This is a genomic window from Streptomyces sp. HUAS ZL42 (assembly GCF_040782645.1).
Lineage (GTDB): Bacteria > Actinomycetota > Actinomycetes > Streptomycetales > Streptomycetaceae > Streptomyces.
Genome location: NZ_CP160403.1, coordinates 5,519,556 through 5,536,469 on the forward strand (window position 1 = coordinate 5,519,556; position 16,914 = coordinate 5,536,469).

At 71.0% G+C, this 16,914-nt stretch carries 14 protein-coding genes; 9 read left to right on the forward strand and 5 right to left on the reverse strand.

Going from position 1 to position 16,914, the window contains the following annotated elements; all coding sequences use genetic code 11:
• Positions 1-21: 21 nt before the first annotated feature.
• Complete coding sequence (locus ABZO29_RS25465; protein WP_367322493.1) at positions 22-1,266, reverse strand: M6 family metalloprotease domain-containing protein; 1,245 nt, start codon at positions 1,264-1,266, stop codon at positions 22-24.
• A gap of 366 nt (positions 1,267-1,632) precedes the next feature.
• On the opposite strand from ABZO29_RS25465, the gene ABZO29_RS25470 reads away from it, so the two are divergent.
• Positions 1,633-2,292 (forward strand): TetR/AcrR family transcriptional regulator, encoded by a 660-nt coding sequence (locus ABZO29_RS25470; protein WP_367322494.1) that lies wholly within the window; start codon positions 1,633-1,635, stop codon positions 2,290-2,292.
• A 113-nt stretch (positions 2,293-2,405) separates the two neighbouring features.
• Positions 2,406-3,941, forward strand: coding sequence for an MFS transporter (locus ABZO29_RS25475; RefSeq protein WP_367322495.1), 1,536 nt, complete (start codon positions 2,406-2,408; stop codon positions 3,939-3,941).
• A 107-nt stretch (positions 3,942-4,048) separates the two neighbouring features.
• On the opposite strand, the gene ABZO29_RS25480 is transcribed toward ABZO29_RS25475, so the two are convergent.
• Positions 4,049-4,558 (reverse strand): MarR family winged helix-turn-helix transcriptional regulator, encoded by a 510-nt coding sequence (locus ABZO29_RS25480; protein WP_367322496.1) that lies wholly within the window; start codon positions 4,556-4,558, stop codon positions 4,049-4,051.
• A 106-nt stretch (positions 4,559-4,664) separates the two neighbouring features.
• On the opposite strand from ABZO29_RS25480, the gene ABZO29_RS25485 reads away from it, so the two are divergent.
• Positions 4,665-5,453, forward strand: coding sequence for a dioxygenase (locus ABZO29_RS25485; protein WP_367322497.1), 789 nt, complete (start codon positions 4,665-4,667; stop codon positions 5,451-5,453).
• Between the two features lie 486 nt (positions 5,454-5,939).
• A complete protein-coding gene (locus ABZO29_RS25490; RefSeq protein WP_367322498.1) occupies positions 5,940-6,938 on the forward strand; it encodes an RNA polymerase sigma factor RpoD/SigA in 999 nt (332 codons plus the stop codon).
• Between the two features lie 473 nt (positions 6,939-7,411).
• Here the strand turns inward: ABZO29_RS25490 and ABZO29_RS25495 are convergent, their stop codons facing one another.
• Positions 7,412-8,392 (reverse strand): helix-turn-helix transcriptional regulator, encoded by a 981-nt coding sequence (locus tag ABZO29_RS25495; RefSeq protein WP_367322499.1) that lies wholly within the window; start codon positions 8,390-8,392, stop codon positions 7,412-7,414.
• Between the two features lie 62 nt (positions 8,393-8,454).
• Between ABZO29_RS25495 and ABZO29_RS25500 the strand changes: the two genes are divergently transcribed.
• The 5 genes from ABZO29_RS25500 to ABZO29_RS25520 all read left to right on the forward strand — a co-directional run bounded on the left by ABZO29_RS25500 (position 8,455) and on the right by ABZO29_RS25520 (position 14,652).
• Entirely contained in the window at positions 8,455-9,981 is a 1,527-nt protein-coding gene (locus tag ABZO29_RS25500) for an MFS transporter (RefSeq protein WP_367322500.1), read from the forward strand.
• Between the two features lie 233 nt (positions 9,982-10,214).
• Positions 10,215-10,976: a DeoR/GlpR family DNA-binding transcription regulator gene (locus ABZO29_RS25505; RefSeq protein ID WP_367322501.1), complete on the forward strand. Its 762-nt coding sequence runs from the start codon at positions 10,215-10,217 to the stop codon at positions 10,974-10,976.
• Positions 10,973-11,920 carry a 1-phosphofructokinase gene (gene pfkB, locus ABZO29_RS25510; protein ID WP_367322502.1) on the forward strand — a complete coding sequence of 316 codons (948 nt, stop codon included), beginning with the start codon at positions 10,973-10,975 and terminating at the stop codon, positions 11,918-11,920. Before ABZO29_RS25505 ends, pfkB begins: the two co-directional genes overlap by 4 nt.
• A gap of 271 nt (positions 11,921-12,191) precedes the next feature.
• On the forward strand, positions 12,192-14,297 hold the full coding sequence (locus ABZO29_RS25515; RefSeq protein WP_367322503.1) for a fructose-specific PTS transporter subunit EIIC: 2,106 nt from the start codon (positions 12,192-12,194) through the stop codon (positions 14,295-14,297).
• A 100-nt stretch (positions 14,298-14,397) separates the two neighbouring features.
• Positions 14,398-14,652, forward strand: coding sequence for a hypothetical protein (locus ABZO29_RS25520; protein WP_367322504.1), 255 nt, complete (start codon positions 14,398-14,400; stop codon positions 14,650-14,652).
• Positions 14,653-14,682: 30 nt separating this feature from the next.
• Here ABZO29_RS25520 and ABZO29_RS25525 read toward each other — a convergent pair whose 3' ends face one another.
• Together ABZO29_RS25525 and ABZO29_RS25530 are read right to left on the reverse strand one after the other, a co-directional pair.
• A complete protein-coding gene (locus tag ABZO29_RS25525) occupies positions 14,683-15,429 on the reverse strand; it encodes a DUF6227 family protein (RefSeq protein ID WP_367322505.1) in 747 nt (248 codons plus the stop codon).
• Positions 15,430-15,606: 177 nt separating this feature from the next.
• On the reverse strand, positions 15,607-16,827 hold the full coding sequence (locus ABZO29_RS25530) for an Ig-like domain-containing protein (protein WP_367322506.1): 1,221 nt from the start codon (positions 16,825-16,827) through the stop codon (positions 15,607-15,609).
• Positions 16,828-16,914 lie beyond the last annotated feature (87 nt).

Sequence of the window (16,914 nt, forward strand, 5' to 3'; positions counted from 1 at the left end):
CCCGCCCGACCCCCACCCGCCCTACCGCCGCGTCACCAGCACCCGGTAATCCCCGCCCAGATCCGCCCCCGACACCGCCACCCGGATCCCCCTCCTCGCATCCTGGAACACCTCGCCCGGTGCGAACGTCGCGTCCGAGAGTTCCGCGTGGACGTTCGGGCTGCGGGTGCAGCCGCCGCTGTCCTCGTGGGAGTCGAACACCGTCACCGGTCCCATGCCGGTGTCGATGTCCGCGTCGACCTTGTAGATGAGGACGCCGGGGCGGCAGACCGCCTCGTCGTTGCCGCCGCGGGTGCGCAGTTCGAGGGCGTAGCCCGTGCGCTCGGTGACGGGTATGAAGACGAGCTTGGGGCCGCCCGCGCGGGACAGCGGGGTCAGGGTGTACTCCGTCGTCCCGGGCCCGGTCGCGCAGCTCACCTGCGACGTGTCCAGCCAGCCCAGTTTCCACTTGTGCCAGCCGAGCAGGTCGTTGTTGGCCCCCCAGTCCTCGCTCATGATGTCCCAGTGGCCGACCGCGCCCCCGCCCTCCTGGGTGTAGAGGTCGGGCAGGCCGAAGATGTGGCCGTTCTCGTGGGGCAGGACGCGGTAGCCGGTGAGGTTGTAGGAGCCGGAGCCGTCGTCCTGGCGGGAGTAGACGAAGGAGGCGTTCGCCACCGGGACGCCGTCGGCCGTCGGGGCCTCCGCGTTGCCGGCGAAGGTGACGGACAGGACCGTGTCCAGCGCGGAGGGGCCCGCGTTCGGGGTGACCAGGACGTTCAGGAGGTCGTACGCGCGGAAGTCCACCTTCGGGTCGGCCGCGGCCACGATGTCCTCGACGAGTTCGCGGTAGCCGGGGTCGAAGGGGGCGCCGCGCTCTATGCCGTACGCACGGAACGGCTTCGGCAGGCGCAGCCAGCCGGGGATCGGGGTCTGGGGCCGGTAGTCGAGACGGCCGTAGGAACTGGTGCGGAACCATTCCTGGGTCTTCGGGAAGAACTCGCGGTAGCGGTCGAGCGCGTTGCCCTGGCCGGGCGCGTCGGGGAAGTCGACCATCAGGGTCAGGGCGCGGACCGTTCCGGTGGAGCGGGCGTAGCTGCCGGTGGTGGGGACGCCCTCGGACATCTGGACCGCGGGGCTGCCGCTGATCATGCAGGGGCCGAGTGCGGAGGAGCGGGCCAGGGCGATCGGGCCGGCGCCGGCTGTCCTGGGGCCCGCGGTGAGGCGCCCGCTGCCTGCCGAGGTGCTGACCGCCAGGGTCAGGGCGGTCACGCAGACGAGGGCGGCCACACGGCGCGGGCGTATCCGATGGCGGAGCGGCTCCCGGGGCGTGCCGTTGCCTCCCCGGGGTCGCTCGGGCTGCGGCTGCATGCGGGGGCCTTTCGCTCCAGGCAGCCGCCCCGTCCGGGCCGTTCAACGGCCGGTCACCGGCTGCACCCTCTCGATCACCCTCTGCCGCGGAGGGTGCGGGCGCGCGCTGGAGAGGGCCGATCGGGAGATGCCCCGTCGGCGGCCCGGATTGGGGATGTGACTCAGGTCACATGAGAATCGCTCGAGTCAGGGAAATAACCGGGGATCGATTCCCCGTTTAGCCCTGTGTCCGAGCGAAACGGGGACTGCTTCCCCGGATCGCACCTTTCGACCCAGGAGTACGCCGTGCAGACCGCGACCCCCGCGCAGCGCAGGACACCCCGGCCCCGCGCCGACGCCCTGCGTAACCGGGAGCGGATCGTCACCGCCGCCCGGGAGATGTTCACCGAGTTCGGCCCCGATGTGCCGCTCGACGAGATCGCCCGCCGGGCCGGCGTCGGCAACGCCACGGTGTACCGCAACTTCCCCGACCGCGACGCGCTCGTCCGTGAAGTCGTCTGCTCCGTCATGGACCGGACGGCGGAGGCGGCCGAGCACGCCCTCGCGGAGACCGGGGACGCCTTCGAGGCATTGGAGCGCTTCGTGCACGCCGCCGCCGATCAACGGATCAGCGCGCTGTGCCCGATGGTCTCCAGCACCTTCGACAAGCACCACCCCGACCTCGAAGCGGCGCGCGAGCGTCTCGAGCAGATCGTCGAGGACGTCATGGCCCGCGCCAAGGCGACCGGTCAGCTCCGCCCCGACGTCGGTGTCGGCGACCTGATGATCGTCGTCGCCCAGCTCAGCCGGCCCCCGGCCGGTACCGGCTGCCTCGTCAACGACCGCTTCGTCCACCGCCATCTGCAAATGTTCCTGGACGGACTGCGGGCCCCGGCCCGTTCGATCCTGCCGGGCGCGCCCGTGACCGTGGAGGATCTGCGCCGGCCCTGCCCGATGAGCCCATGACCGATTAGTTCAGCAATCCAGGCAAGTCCCTACATCGACCGGCCGTCCCCATAGGCGAGCCGTCCCCGAACGACACCTTTTCTCCGTCACGAAGTCCCGAAGTGGGTACCCCCATGTCTGAAACAGCCGCAAAGGCTCCCGGCGCCGTCAGGGAGACCGGCGACGCCAACCGCTGGAAAGCGCTCGTCTTCATCGCGCTCGCCCAGCTGATGGTCGTGCTCGACGCGACCATCGTGAACATCGCCCTGCCCTCCGCCCAGCAGGACCTGGGCATCTCGGACGGCAACCGCCAGTGGGTCGTCACGGCCTACGCCCTCGCCTTCGGCGGACTCCTCCTGTTCGGCGGCCGCGTCGCCGACCTGTGGGGCCGCAAGCGCGCCTTCGTCGTCGGCCTGGTCGGCTTCGCCGCGGCCTCCGCGCTGGGCGGCGCCGCCACCAACGAGGCGATGATGTTCGGCGCCCGCGCCCTGCAGGGTGTCTTCGGCGCGCTGCTCGCGCCCGCCGCGCTCTCCCTGCTCGCCGTGATGTTCACGGACGCCAAGGAGCGTGCCAAGGCGTTCGGCATCTACGGTGCGATCGCCGGTGGCGGCGGCGCCGTCGGCTTCATCCTCGGCGGCGTGCTCACCGAGTACATGGACTGGCGCTGGACGTTCTTCGTCAACATCCCGTTCGCCGTCGTCGCCGCGGCCGGCGCGTACTTCGTCATCCGTGAGCCCGAGGGCGCCCGCAACCGCAACCCGCTCGACATCCCGGGTGTGCTCCTGTCCACCCTCGGCCTGGTCGCGCTGGTCTACGGCTTCACCCGCGCCGAGTCCGACGGCTGGGGCGACTCCACGACGGTCGGCCTGTTCGTCGCGTCGGCGCTCCTCCTGCTCGCCTTCGTCGTCACCGAGGCCAAGGTCAAGGCCCCGCTGCTGCCCCTGCGCGTGATCACCGACCGCAACCGCGGCGGCGTCTACCTCTCCCTCGGCATCGCCATCATCGCGATGTTCGGCACGTTCCTGTTCCTGACCTACTACCTGCAGGTCGTGAAGGGCTACACACCGATCAAGACAGGCTTCGCCTTCCTGCCGATGATCGTCGGCATGATGGTCGGCTCGACCCAGATCGGCACCCGCCTGATGACCCGCGTCCCGGCCCGGGTGCTGATGGGCCCCGGCTTCCTGGTCGCCGCGGCGGGCATGCTCCTGCTGACCCAGCTGGAGATCGGCTCGTCGTACGCCTCCACCATCCTGCCGTCGATGCTGCTGCTCGGCCTCGGCATGGGTACGGCGTTCATGCCGGCCATGTCCCTGGCCACCCTGGGCGTCGAGCCCCGGGACGCGGGTGTCGCCTCCGCGATGGTCAACACCTCGCAGCAGGTGGGCGGCGCGATCGGTACGGCCCTGCTGAACACGATCGCCGCCTCCGCGACGACGTCGTACATCAAGGACCACATCGCCACCGCCACCTCCAAGCCGCAGCTGGTCCAGCTGGAGGGCATGGTGCACGGCTACACCAACGCGATCTGGTTCGCCGTCGGCATGCTGGTGCTCGCCGCCGCGATCGTCGTGACCCTGGTCAACGCCGGCCGTCCGGGCTCGACCACCGTGGCCGGGTCCGAGGAGAGCGCCGCGGACGAGGTGGCCGTGCCGGTGGTCGCCCACTGACGGCGACCGTCCGGCCGTACCCCCTTCGGAACCATCCGTGCGTACGAGGAAGGGGACGCCTCGTACGCACGACCCCAGGACCTGCCCTGGTCCGCTGAGTGAGCGGCTCAGCGGAGCCAGGGCAGGTCCGCACCCGCTTCGTCGGGCTGGAGTCCCTCGGCGACGATCTGCATGATCTCGCCGAGGGACTTCTGCTGTTCCGGGGTCAGCCGGTCGAACAGGGCCTGGCGTACGGCGGTGACGTGGCCCGGCGCGGTCCGTCTCAGCACCTCGTACCCGCCGTCCGTCAGCACCGCGAACTGGCCCCGCTTGTCGTCGGGGCACTCCTCGCGCCGTACCCAGCCGTTCTTCTCCAGACGGGCGATCGCGTGGGACAGACGGGAACGGGTGATCTTCGACTTCATCGCCAGCTCGGTCATCCGCAGCCGGCGGTCCGGGGCCTCGGCGAGTCCGACGAGCAGGCCGTAGTAGATGTGCGGCATGCCCGCGTCCCGCTGCAGCTGGCGGTCGAGGTGGTCCTCGAGGAGGGTGGTTGCATGTACGTAGGAGCGCCAGACGCGCTGCTCCTCCTCGGTGAGCCAGTGCGGGTCTTCTGCGGGGGCGGATGCCGTGTTCATGTACTCCACTGTACGAGAGCTCTCCTTGAAAGTTAAACAAACTCGGCGTAGCCTCGGGGGTACATAAGTTTTAGAATTCAAGTAATCCTCGGAGGGAGTCGTCGTCATGTCCGCCGCCACCCAGGAGCGCATGCCCGCCCTGTATCTCAGCCATGGCGCCCCGCCGCTCGCGGACGACCCGATCTGGCCCGGTCAGCTCGCCGCCTGGTCCGCCGACCTGCCGCGCCCCAAGGCGATCCTCATGGTCTCCGCGCACTGGGAGGAGGCCCCGCTCGCCATCGGTGCCACGGAGCCGGTTCCCCTCGTCTACGACTTCTGGGGCTTCCCCGAGCACTACTACCGGGTCCGGTACGACGCCCCCGGCGCCCCGGAGCTCGCCGAGTCCGTACGCAAGCTGCTGCGCGCCCCCGGCATGCCCGTGCAGGACATCCCGGACCGGGGTCTCGACCACGGCGCGTACGTCCCGCTCGTCGAGATGTACCCGACCGCCGACATCCCCGTCCTGCAGATCTCCATGCCCACCCTCGACCCGGTGCGCCTGATGGAGATCGGCCGCCGGCTCGCGCCCCTGCGCGACGAGGGCGTGCTGATCGTCGGCTCCGGCTTCTTCACCCACAACCTGGCCGCGCTCCGGCATACGGGGGGCGTGCCCAGCTGGTCCTCGGAGTTCGACGACTGGGGTCGCCGCGCGCTCGAGGCCCGTGACTGGGACTCCCTTCTGGACTTCCTGAACAAGGCTCCGGCCGGCCGCTACGCGCACCCGCGCACCGAGCACTTCGCGCCGCTGTTCGTGACCATGGGCGCGGCGGAGGTCGGCGCCGAGCTGGACACGCAGAAGTCGGTGATCGACGGGTTCTGGGTGGGAATGGCGAAGCGGTCGGTGCAGTTCGGCTGAACCGGCGGTCTCGCGGCGCCGGCCCGCGGTCGTAAGGGCCGGATATGGCCTTGCGAGGAATCCGCTGTGAGTGCTGGGCGGGCGGCAACCATCGACGGGCGCGTGCCGTCTTGCTGGGTGGGAGAGCGGCCGAGGGTGTTCTCCCCGAGCGGAAATGGCGGTATCGGATGTGATGCCCGTCTCACAGGGGGAGTGTTCGCAGGTGATCGTAGCTGTGCGTGAGGGCTCCCAGGCGCCCCTCGACTCCTGGTCTGACCTGCACCTCTGTACCTCCCGACGGCATCGTCCGGCTGCTGTGGCCGGACAGGGTACTGCAAGATCAGAAAAATTGAGGGGCGGGTTGGGAATTCTGTCCTGATTCCAGTCGTTGTTTCCATCGGATGCAGGGCACCCGAGGAGAGTCCGGAGGGGACTCCGGAAAGCCCCGGAAACAGTGTCAGGCGTCCACAGGACCACCCGCTGACTCACCACCGCAAGGGAGCACGCATGGCAACCCGTGCCGTCGCCCGTCGTCAGTCCGCCACCGGCGAGACGGCCGACGCGGCAAGCAGTGTTCGCGCCCATGCAGGCGAGATCGCCGACCGCGATCTGGTCGGCATGTACCTCGACGAGATCGCGCGTACACCGCTGCTCGACGCCGCAAAGGAGGTCGAGCTGTCCCAGACCATCGAGGCGGGTGTGTTCGCGCGGCAGGTCCTCGACGGGTACGAGGAGTCCTCGACGGACGCCACCCGGGAGGAGCTCGAGGCCCTGGTCGCCGAGGGGGAGCGGGCCAAGGACGTCTTCATCCGCTCCAACCTCCGCCTGGTCGTCGCCGTCGCCCGCCGCTACCCCCGCAGCGGCCTGCCCCTGCTCGACCTGATCCAGGAGGGCAACGCGGGCCTGGTGCGCGCGGTCGAGAAGTTCGACTACCGCAAGGGCTTCAAGTTCTCGACGTACGCGACCTGGTGGATCCGCCAGGCGATCACCCGCTCGATAGCGGACCAGTCGCGTACGATCCGCCTGCCCGTCCACCTGGTGGAGGAGCTCGGCCGGATCCGCCGCGTGCAGCGCGAGTTCAACCGCGAGCACGGCCGCGAGCCGGAGCCCACGGAGATCGCCGCCGAACTCGGCTCGACGCCGGATCGCGTCACCGACGTGCTCGACTGGGCCCGCGACCCGGTCTCCCTGAACATGTCGGTGGACGACGAGGGCGAGACCCAGTTCGGCGACCTGCTCGAGGACACGTCCGCGGTCTCCCCGGAGCAGTCCGTCCTCACGCTGCTGCGCAGCGAGGAGCTCGACGGTCTCATCGGCCGCCTCGACCCGCGCACGGCCTCCATCATCAAGATGCGGTACGGCATCGAGGACGGCCGGGAACGCACGCTGACCGAGGTCGGCAAGGAGCATGGCCTGACCCGCGAGCGGATCCGCCAGATCGAGAAGCACGCCCTGCTGGAGCTGAAGAAGCTGGCGCAGAACACCGGGTTCGAGGCGGCCGCGTAAGCGGTCGTCACGGGCCGGGCGCGCCGGGTGGCGTACGACCGTGCGCAGGCGCGTACGCCGGGTGGCGAAAGCCCGCGCAAACATGGCGACCTAACGCCGCTTCAACTCACAGAGCCATGGGAACAAGTCTTCAGGGCACGGGAGTTCGGTCCTGGGACACACCCCAGGGCCCCTGAGCCAAGTCCCGACGCAATCCCCCCCCGGCGCCGGGACCTTCCCCGAGCCGGGCTTCGGCGCCCTCCCCCCGGGGGCCGGAGCCCGGCTCCATGTCCACATGCACAAAGGCGGGGCACCCCGCACCTGAACCGCGGGGTGGCCCGCCTGAAGGGCAGATTGTGCCACAGGGGGATCGTGCCGTTCCGTCAGGCCGCGGGCATGCGTGCCGCCTGGGGCGACGCAGGTGGGCGCGGGCGGCACCCCGTCGGCGCCGGGGTGCGCGACCCAGCTGTCCTCGGCATCCGCGCCGGGCACCTCTACGCCCGCGGCAACTCCCCGCCCCCCGCCCGACTCAGTCGGCCCCCCAACTCCCGTACGCATTCCACAAGTTCCCGCGGCCCCTGCACCGCGAACTCGCACCCCACCATCGCCAGCCGCACCGCCAGCCACTCCACCGGATCCCCCGTCCTGCCCCGTACCAGACAACCCCCGCCGTCCACGGGCTCGGGCCGCCCGAACCACGCCGGCAGCCGCGCCCCGACCACCTCCGCCGACTCGGCGAACGCGACGACGAACTCGTACACCTCCTGCCGCCGCCCGATCGACTGCCGCAGATACTCCGCCGCGCTCCCCGTCGGCATCTCCCGCGGAGCGAACCGCGCCCCCGTGGCGAACGGCTCCCGCACCCGGTCGACGCGAAAGGTGCGCCAGTCCGCACGGTCGAGGTCGTACGCGACGAGGTACCAGCGGCGCCCGGTCGACACCAGCCGATACGGCTCGGTCAGGCGCCGCGACTCGGTGCCGTCCTTCGCGCGGTAGGCGAACCGCAGCCGTTCCCGCCCGGCCACGGTCGAGGCCATCACGGTCAGCGTCTCGGGCGCGATGCTCGCCCCGTCGCCGCTCGTCAGCGGCGTGGTCGCGGCCTGAAGCGTGGAAACCCGGTGCCGCAACCGCGACGGCAGCACCTGTTCCAGTTTCGCCAGCGCCCGCACCGACGCCTCGTCCACGCCCTCGAGCGCGTGTCCGGCCCCTGCCCGCAGCCCGACCGCGATCGCCACCGCCTCCTCGTCGTCGAGCACCAGCGGCGGCATCGCCTTGCCCGCGACCAGCCGGTATCCGCCGTCGGCCCCTTTGGATGCCTGCACGGGATATCCCAGCTCACGCAGCCGGTCGACGTCCCGCCGGACCGTACGGCGGGACACGCCGAGCCGCTCGGCCAGCTCGCCGCCGGGCCATTCGCGGGGCGTCTGGAGGAGGGAGAGGAGCTGGAGGAGCCGTGCCGGAGTGTCCGTCGTCATGAATCCGAGGATGCCGCAGAACTAGGACACGATCTGACCTAATGCGGTCATAGCTTGGGGACATGACCTCCACCGAGACCCATAGCTCCGCCGACAGCCCTACGGACAGCCCTACCGACCGCCGCCGCTGGTTCGCCCTCGCGATCGTGATGACCGCGGCCTTCATGGATCTTGTCGACGTCACGATCGTCAACATCGCGATTCCCTCGATCCAGCGGGACGGCGCGTCCTTCAGCCAGATCCAGTGGATAACGGCCGGTTACGCGCTCGCCTTCGCCGCCGGCCTCATCACCGGCGGGCGGCTCGGCGACATCCACGGCCGCAAGCGGCTCTTCCTCATCGGCATCGGTGGCTTCACCCTCGCCTCCGCCCTCTGCGGCTTCGCCGCGAACCCGGAGATGCTGGTCGCCTCCCGCATCCTGCAGGGCGGCATGGCGGCGATGATGGTCCCGCAGGTCCTGTCGATCGTCCACGCGACCTTCCCGGCGCACGAGCGCGGCAAGGTGTTCGGACTGTTCGGCGCGATCGTCGGCCTGGGCGCGGTCTGCGGTCCACTGCTCGGCGCCCTGCTGACGGAGTGGAACCTGTTCGGGCTGGAGTGGCGCCCGATCTTCCTCATCAACCTGCCGGTCGGCATCGCGGGCCTGATCCTGGGCAGCCGCTTCATCACCGAGTCCAGGGCCCCGAAGGCGCTGAAACTGGACCTCGTCGGCGTGGCGCTGGTGACGCTGGGACTGCTGATGCTGTTCTACCCGCTCACCCGGGGCCGTGAGCTGGGCTGGCCGCTGTGGGGGTACGTCTCGATGGCCGGGTCGCTCGTCGTCCTCGCGGCGCTGGTGGCGTACGAGAGGCGCAAGTCGGCGCGGGACGGCTCCCCGCTGATCGAACTGTCCCTGTTCAGGGTGAAGAGCTTCGCGGCCGGCATCGCGGTGCAGACCGTCTTCGGGATCGCGCTCGGCGTCTTCTTCCTGGTCTGGACCCTCTACATGCAGATCGGCCTCGGCTGGAGCCCGCTGCGGGCGGGGCTGACCGGGGTGCCCTTCTCGATCGCCGTCTCGACGGCGGCCGGAATGTCGGTTCAGAAGCTCGTCCCGCGCTTCGGCCGCAAGGTGTTGCAGGCGGGCGCGCTGGTGATGGCCGCGGGTCTCCTGATCTACATCTGGGAATCCGAGCGGTACGGGCTGTCCATCGCCCCCTGGCAGATGGCTCTGCCCCTGATCGTGATGGGTGCGGGAATGGGCCTGATCTTCGCGCCGCTGACGGACGCGGTGCTGTCCGGGGTCCCGCGCGAGCACGCGGGCTCGGCCTCCGGTCTCATCAACACCGTCCAGCAGATGGGCAACGCCCTGGGCCTCGGCCTGGTCTCGGTGGTCTTCTTCGGCGTCATCGGCGAGCAGTTGGCCCCTGCCGAGGTCGGTCCGGAGTTCGTGAACGCCTTCCAGCACGCGCTGGGCTGGGTGGCCGCGGTGATGGGCGTCATCTTCCTGCTGATGTTCGCGCTGCCGAGCCGGGCGGCGCAGCATGTGGAGGGGGCCGAGCCGGAGATCCTGGTGGAGGAGCGGGAGCGGGAGCGGGAGCTCGTGTCCTGACAAGTCGTCGAGCAAGGGCCCGGCGCCGAGTGCGGTGCCGGGCCCTGCCGTGTGCCCATACTGCCGTCCTGCGAGCCGTGCGTGCCCGGGTATGCCCGGGTATGCCTTGCCGGGTCGGGTTCCGGAAGTCCGTTCATGCCCGAATCAAGCCCGAACCTGTTTACTTTCCGGAAATCCGGGCGTAGCCTCCAACTGAAACCACAAGTTCGGGCATCAATCGGAGGCGAACGGACATGTACGGGCCGGAGCGGCAGCAGGAGATCCTCCGGCTCGCCCGTGACGGCGGCCGCGTGGATGTGCTGTCGCTGGCCGAGGAGTTCCAGGTGACGGCGGAGACGATCCGCCGCGACCTGAAGGCCCTCGACCGGGCCGGCCTCGTCCGCCGGGTGCACGGCGGCGCCATCCCGGTCGGACGCCTCGACTTCGAGCCGGACATCGCCGAACGCGAGTCCACCGCCGCCGACGAGAAGGACCGCATCGCCAAGGCGGCCCTCGCGGAACTGCCGAGCGAGGGCACGATGATCCTCGACGCCGGCACGACGGTCGCCCGCCTGGCCGCCGCCATCCCCCTCGAGGCCTCGCTCACCGTCGTCACGCACTCCCTGCCGATCGCGGCCCGTCTCGCCGACCACCCCGGCATGCAGCTCCACCTCGTCGGCGGGCGCGTACGGCACCGTACGCGCGCCGCCGTGGACGCCTGGGCCCTCCGTGCTTACGGCGAGATCCGAGCTGATGTACTTTTTGTGGCGGCCAACGGCTTTTCTGCCGAGCATGGCCTGACCACCCCCGACCTCGCCGAGGCCGCGGTGAAGCGCGCGGCCCTCGCCGCCGCCCGCCGCGTGGTGCTGCTCGCCGACTCCTCCAAGCACGGCCAGGAGCACTTCGCCCGCTTCGGCGACCTGAGCGATGTGGACCTGCTGATCACCGACAGCGGGCTGAGCCCGGAAGACGCCGCCGCCATCGAGCGCGGTGGCACGGAAGTAGTGCGCGCATGATCCTCACCGTCACCCCCAATCCGTCCCTGGACCGGACGTACGAGGTCCCGTCGCTGGAGCGCGGCGAAGTCATCCGCGCCACCGGCGAACGCATGGACCCCGGCGGCAAGGGCGTGAACGTCTCGCGCGCGGTCGCGGCCGCCGGCCGGCGTACGGTCGCGGTCCTGCCCCTGGGTGGTGCGCCGGGGGCGCTCGTCGCCGATCTGCTCGACGCGCAGGGCATCGAGGTCGCGCCGGTGCCGGTCGCCGGAGCCACCCGCTCCAACATCGCGCTCGCGGAGTCGGACGGGGTGCTCACGAAGATCAACGCGCCGGGTCCCAAGCTGTCCGCGGCCGAGCAGGAACTGCTCCTTGAGGCCGTGCGGGAGCAGTCGCGCGGGGCCGCCTGGATCGCGTGCTGCGGAAGCCTGCCGCGGGGGCTCGCGCCGTCCTGGTACGCGGCGCTCGTCGCGCGGGCGCACGCCGCGGGCGTACGGATCGCGCTGGACACCTCCGGGCCCGCGCTGCTCGAAGCGCTGCGCGAGCGGCCCGACGTGGTGAAGCCGAACGCCGAGGAGCTCGCGGAGGCCGTCGAGCGCCCCCTGGCGACGGTGGGCGACGCGGTGAAGGCGGCCGAGGAGTTGCGCGAGATGGGCGCTCGCGCCGTGCTCGCGAGCCTGGGCGCCGACGGGCAGCTGCTCGTGGACGGCTCGGGCGCCTGGTTCGGCAGCGCACGGGTCGACGTCGTACGCAGCAATGTGGGCGCCGGCGACTCGTCACTGGCCGGCTTCCTGATCGCCGGGGGCAGCGGCCCGCAGGCACTGGCCTCCGCCGTCGCGCACGGCGCGGCCGCCGTCCGGCTGCCCGGCAGCGTGATGCCCACGCCGGCCGACCTGGACCCGGCGGCGGTGACGGTCACGGCGGAGATCCCGATGGACCGCGGGCTGAAGGAGCCGGTGTCATGACCTACCCCGTGCTCCCCGGCGCTCTTCCCGGTGTGCCTGACGGACCCGGTGAACTCCACGGACCGGCCCGCAATCGGCGAGTCTCCCCGTTACTCGCCGCGGCCGACGGGAGGCAGGGCAACCTGAGCCGTCCTGCCGCCCCCAGGAGGCGGGGTTTCCCCGGCCCCGCCTCCGCCACGCCGTCCACCCCTCACTGCACCCCCCATTGCACCCCCGTCCCCCCTTCCGCCCACCCCACCCCCCGGGCGATACGCGTGCGAAGGAGCCCGCGATGAGCGACATGATCACCGCGGATCTGGTCGACCTCGACCTGTCCGCCGACACCAAGGAAGCGGCGGCGCGTGCCCTCGCCGAGCGGATGGTGGCCCTGGGCCGGGTCACCGACCTGGAGGGCTTCCTCGCCGATGTGGCAGCGCGTGAGGCCCAGATGCCGACCGGCCTGGACGGCGGCATAGGCATCCCGCACTGCCGCAGCGAGCACGTCACCGAGCCGACGCTGGCCTTCGGGCGCAGCGCCGACGGCATCGACTTCGGTGCGGCGGACGGACCGGCCGACCTGATCTTCCTGATCGCGGCGCCCGCCGGGGCCGACGACGCCCATCTGACGATCCTGTCGTCGCTGGCCCGGCAGCTGATGAACGCCGAGTTCACCGACGCACTGCGGGCGGTGCGGGACCCGGCGGCCGCGGCGGCGCTCATCCGCGGGGACGAGGCGGCGGCGCCCGCCGAGGGCGAGGCCGGCGCGCAGAGCGCCTCCGAAGACACCGCTGCGGCCTCGGGGGCGGCCTCCGCCGAGGCCGCGGCGGCCAGCACGGCCCCGGCGCCGGGCGCGGACGCCCCGGCGTCGGCCGCCCCGTCCGAGTCCGGCGAGCGCCCCTTCCGCATCGTCGCGGTCACCTCCTGCCCGACCGGCATCGCCCACACGTACATGGCGGCCGAGTCGCTGGAGAACGCGGGCCGGGAGGCGGGCGTCGAAGTCGTCGTCGAGACGCAGGGCTCGGCCGGCTTCACCCGGCTCGACCCGGCCGTCATCGCGGCGGCGGACGGCGTGATCTTCGCCCACGACGTGCCCGTACGCGAGAAGGACCGCTTCGGCGGCAAGCCCACCGTCGACGTCGGCGTGAAGGCGGGCATCAACCGCCCCGCCGAACTGATCACCCAGGTGCGGGAGAGGGCGGCGCGCGGCGAGGTTACCGGGGCGGCCCGGCCCGGCTCCACTCCGGTGGAACGCGCGGGTGACCCCGGCGACAGCTACGGCACCAAGCTGCGCAAGTGGCTGATGACCGGCGTCAGTTACATGGTCCCGTTCGTCGCGGCGGGCGGTCTGCTGATCGCCCTCGGCTTCGCGATCGGCGGCTACCAGATCAACGGCGCCAAGCCGGTCACCGAGCACTTCGACTGGGGTCAGGTCGACAGCTGGGGCGCCCTGCTGTTCCAGATCGGGGCGGTCGCCTTCGGCTTCCTGATCCCCGTCCTCGCCGGATACATCGCCTACGGCATGGCGGACCGGCCCGGCCTCGTGCCCGGCTTCGTCGGCGGCATGATCTCCGTCAACATCGGCGCCGGTTTCCTCGGCGGTCTGGTCGCGGGCCTGCTGGCCGGCACGGTCGTCCTCGGTATCCAGCGGATCAAGATCCCGCCGGTGCTGCGCGGCATCATGCCGGTGGTCGTGATCCCCCTTGTCTCCTCGATCGCCGTCGGCTTCCTGATGTTCATCGTGATCGGCAAGCCGATCGCCGAGGCCCAGAAGGCGATGACGGACTGGCTCAACGGCCTCTCCGGCACCAACGCGGTCCTGCTCGGCATCCTGCTCGGCCTGATGATGTGCTTCGACCTGGGCGGCCCGGTCAACAAGGTCGCGTACGCCTTCGCCACGGCCGGTATCGCCGTGCAGAACCCGAGCGACTCCGCGATGAAGGTGATGGCCGCCGTGATGGCCGCCGGCATGGTGCCTCCGCTGGGCATGGCCCTCGCGACCACCGTCCGCAAGAAGCTGTTCACCACGGCCGAGCGGGAGAACGGCAAGGCGGCCTGGATCCTGGGTGCGTCCTTCATCTCCGAGGGTGCGATCCCGTTCGCCGCGGCCGACCCGCTGCGCGTCATCCCCGCCTCCATGGCGGGCGGCGCGGTCACCGGTGCGCTGACCATGGCCTTCGGCTCGACCCTGCGCGCCCCGCACGGCGGCATCTGGGTCACCTTCCTGATCGGCAAGCCGTTCCTGTACCTGCTGGCCATCGCCGTCGGTACGGCGGTGACGGCGGGCCTGGTGATCGTCCTCAAGGGCATGCGCAAGCAGGCTCCGGGAGCCGACGCCGGCGAAGCCGCGGACGGCGCGGCCGCCACGGCGGCAACGGCGAAGCAGCCGGTCGCCGCGTAAGCGGCGGGAGTCCGCCGGGAGTTCGCCCTTATTCACACCACCTGCGATATACATCACGGTCCGGGAGCAAAATCCCGGACCGTGATGTCTACTGGACGGCATGCCTGAGCACGTCTCGATCCTCCAGCTGACGGGCGCCGCCGCCCTCGCCTTGGCGGCCACCGCATGGCTGGTCGGCCTGATCCGCATCCTGCGGCGTGGCCGCCCCGAGGCCGCCCAGGGGCACACCGGCCGCACCCTGCACGCCCTTCCGCGACAGCGGCAGGCCGCGCCGCACCTGGAGTGCGTCGAACTGACCCCGGCGGAGCAGGACGCGTTCGCAGGTCTCGTACGCCGGCTCGGCGACGGCCGCTGAGGCGCCGGGCGTCGCCGCTCGCCCGGCGGCTCAGGAAACCTGCGCCGCCCGCCTCTCCATCGCGTCCCGGGCCGCGTCCTCCGTCGCGTACACCTCGCACATGTGCCGCCCGTCGGGCGTCGCCGTGTGCTCGACCTCCCACAGGGAGATCTCCCGGCCGTCGCGCAGCAGGAACGCGTGCTCGTAGAGCACGAAGCCCAGCCCGATGCGCCCCGCACGGCAGGGCCGGCCGAAGGCCTGGGTGATCTGGTGCGCGAACGCCGTGGACAGCAGCGAGGCCGTGTCCCTGTCCGGCCGGTCCGCGTTCTCCGCCCGCCGCAGGAGCCGGCGCGCGTGGTCCGCCGAGTCGTCCGGCACATACGCGTGCCGCGGCTGCGGGACCGGCGACAGCTGCGCCATCACCGGCAGTTCGAAGTCCGGCCCGTCCGGCGGCAGCGGCAGGCGCCCGGTCGCGGCGTGCAGCTCCTCCTCGTCGGCGTACACCTCGTGCTGCGGGTCGCTGCCCGGCGCGGTGTTGTGGACGAGCTCCCACAACGTGAGCGCCGAGCCGTCGGCGAGCAGCCATGTGTGCCGGTAGGTCTCCCGGTGCAGCCCGGCGCTGTGGTGCGCGGAGTGCAGCGAACTGTCGTGCACCAGCGCGCAGTCCAGTCGCGCCACCGTCTCGTCGGGCAGCTCGAAGGAGTTCAGGGCGCGGCCCAGGAGCCGCGCGAGGTGCTCCTCCGGAGACTCGGGCGACTCGGGGGGTTCGTACGCTGCCGTCTCGTACGGAACGCTCAAGGCTTCTCCCGGCGTTGCTGCATGTCACCTTGTGGGTGCATACCGTAGCCCCTCGGTCGGACATCATGTCCGGGAACCGAGAAAACGTACGCAGGGAAAACGGACGGGCCGCGCGGCAAGTTCCCGCGCGGCCCGCTGGTGCGTCGAAGTGTGCTGGTCACACGGCACTTGCCGCCATCACGCGGCACTTCCGGAGGTCCACTGGCTCCATGGCATGTTCCAGCCGTTCAGCCCGTTGTCGGGCGCCACGGTCTTGTCGGGCGAGTTCCTGACGATCACGACGTCGCCGATGATCGAGTTGTCGTAGAACCACTTGGCGGGTGTGTCGCCCCGCGCGCCCGCCACGTCGGCGAGCCCGACGCACCCATGGCTGGTGCCCTGACGCCCGAAGGGCGGATTGCCCTTGTTGTACCAGTAGTTGCCGTGGATGAAGGTCCCCGACGTCGTCAGCCGCATCGCGTGCGGGACGTCCGGTATGTCGTACGCGTTGGCGAGGTCGACGGTCCTGCTGTCCATGCGGATCTGCGTGAACCTCTCGGAGATCACCATCTGCCCGTTGTACGTCGTGTACTGCGGGCTGCCCGCCGAAATCGGCACCGTCCTGAGGGTCCTGCCGTCCCGCACCACCGTCATGGTCTGCGTGTTCACGTCGACGGTGGAGATCTGCGACCGTCCGACGGTGAAGGTGACGGTCTTCTTCTGCACCCCGAAGACACCGTTCGCGCCCTCGACGCCGTCCAGGTCGATCTTCATCGTGACCTTGGACCCGGTCTTCCAGTACTCCTCGGGCCGGAAGTCGAGCCGCTGCGTCCCGAACCAGTGCCCGACCGCCTTCTGCCCACTGCTCGAAGTGACCGTGATGTGCGACTGGACGGCCTTCTTGTCGCTGATCGCCTTGTCGAAGGTGAACGACACCGGCATCCCCACGCCCACCGTGGTGCCGTTGTCCGGCGTGTACGTCCCGATGAAACTGTTCGCCGAACTGACCGTGGTGAAGACGGAGTCGGCGGTGGTCGCCCGGCCGTTGGCGCCCTGCGCGGTCGCCGAGATCTCGTACTTCGTCCCGCGCTCCAGCTGCACCTTCGGCTTCCAGCTGCTCCCGTCCGCGGCCATCGCGCCCGGCACGGCCTGCCCCGTCCCGGCCACCGTCATCTTCACGCCGGTGAGCCGTCCGCCCGTCACCTTCACACCGGTCGTGTTGATCGACGCGCCTGTCGAACCGTCCTTCGCCGATATGACGATCTTCGCCGCCGACGTTCCGGCGGAGTCCTTGCCGCCCTTGCCGTCGTCGCCCTCGGCGTTGGCGCTTCCGCCGCATGCGGTCAGGGTGAGGGCGCCGACCATCAGGACGGCACAGGCCCCCAGCGCGCGCCGCGCTGCTATGTCCGGCGTTGTCACGGGCTGCTCCATGTCGGTGTGTTGTGCGCGATCCGCTCCAGTGCGTGGAGAAAGAGAGGATCGGCGGCCGGCGGGGTTCCCCTCCGG

Bases quoted from the DNA above. Each gene is read 5' to 3' on its own strand.
- ABZO29_RS25490 (WP_367322498.1), top strand. From the start codon at position 5,940: ATGGCAACCCGTGCCGTCGCCCGTCGTCAGTCCGCCACCGGCGAGACG.
- ABZO29_RS25500 (WP_367322500.1), top strand. From the start codon at position 8,455: ATGACCTCCACCGAGACCCATAGCTCCGCCGACAGCCCTACGGACAGC.
- ABZO29_RS25505 (WP_367322501.1), top strand. From the start codon at position 10,215: ATGTACGGGCCGGAGCGGCAGCAGGAGATCCTCCGGCTCGCCCGTGAC.
- ABZO29_RS25520 (WP_367322504.1), top strand. From the start codon at position 14,398: ATGCCTGAGCACGTCTCGATCCTCCAGCTGACGGGCGCCGCCGCCCTC.
- ABZO29_RS25495 (WP_367322499.1), bottom strand. From the start codon at position 8,392: ATGACGACGGACACTCCGGCACGGCTCCTCCAGCTCCTCTCCCTCCTC.
- pfkB (WP_367322502.1), top strand. From the start codon at position 10,973: ATGATCCTCACCGTCACCCCCAATCCGTCCCTGGACCGGACGTACGAG.
- ABZO29_RS25515 (WP_367322503.1), top strand. From the start codon at position 12,192: ATGAGCGACATGATCACCGCGGATCTGGTCGACCTCGACCTGTCCGCC.
- ABZO29_RS25475 (WP_367322495.1), top strand. From the start codon at position 2,406: ATGTCTGAAACAGCCGCAAAGGCTCCCGGCGCCGTCAGGGAGACCGGC.
- ABZO29_RS25480 (WP_367322496.1), bottom strand. From the start codon at position 4,558: ATGAACACGGCATCCGCCCCCGCAGAAGACCCGCACTGGCTCACCGAG.
- ABZO29_RS25485 (WP_367322497.1), top strand. From the start codon at position 4,665: ATGTCCGCCGCCACCCAGGAGCGCATGCCCGCCCTGTATCTCAGCCAT.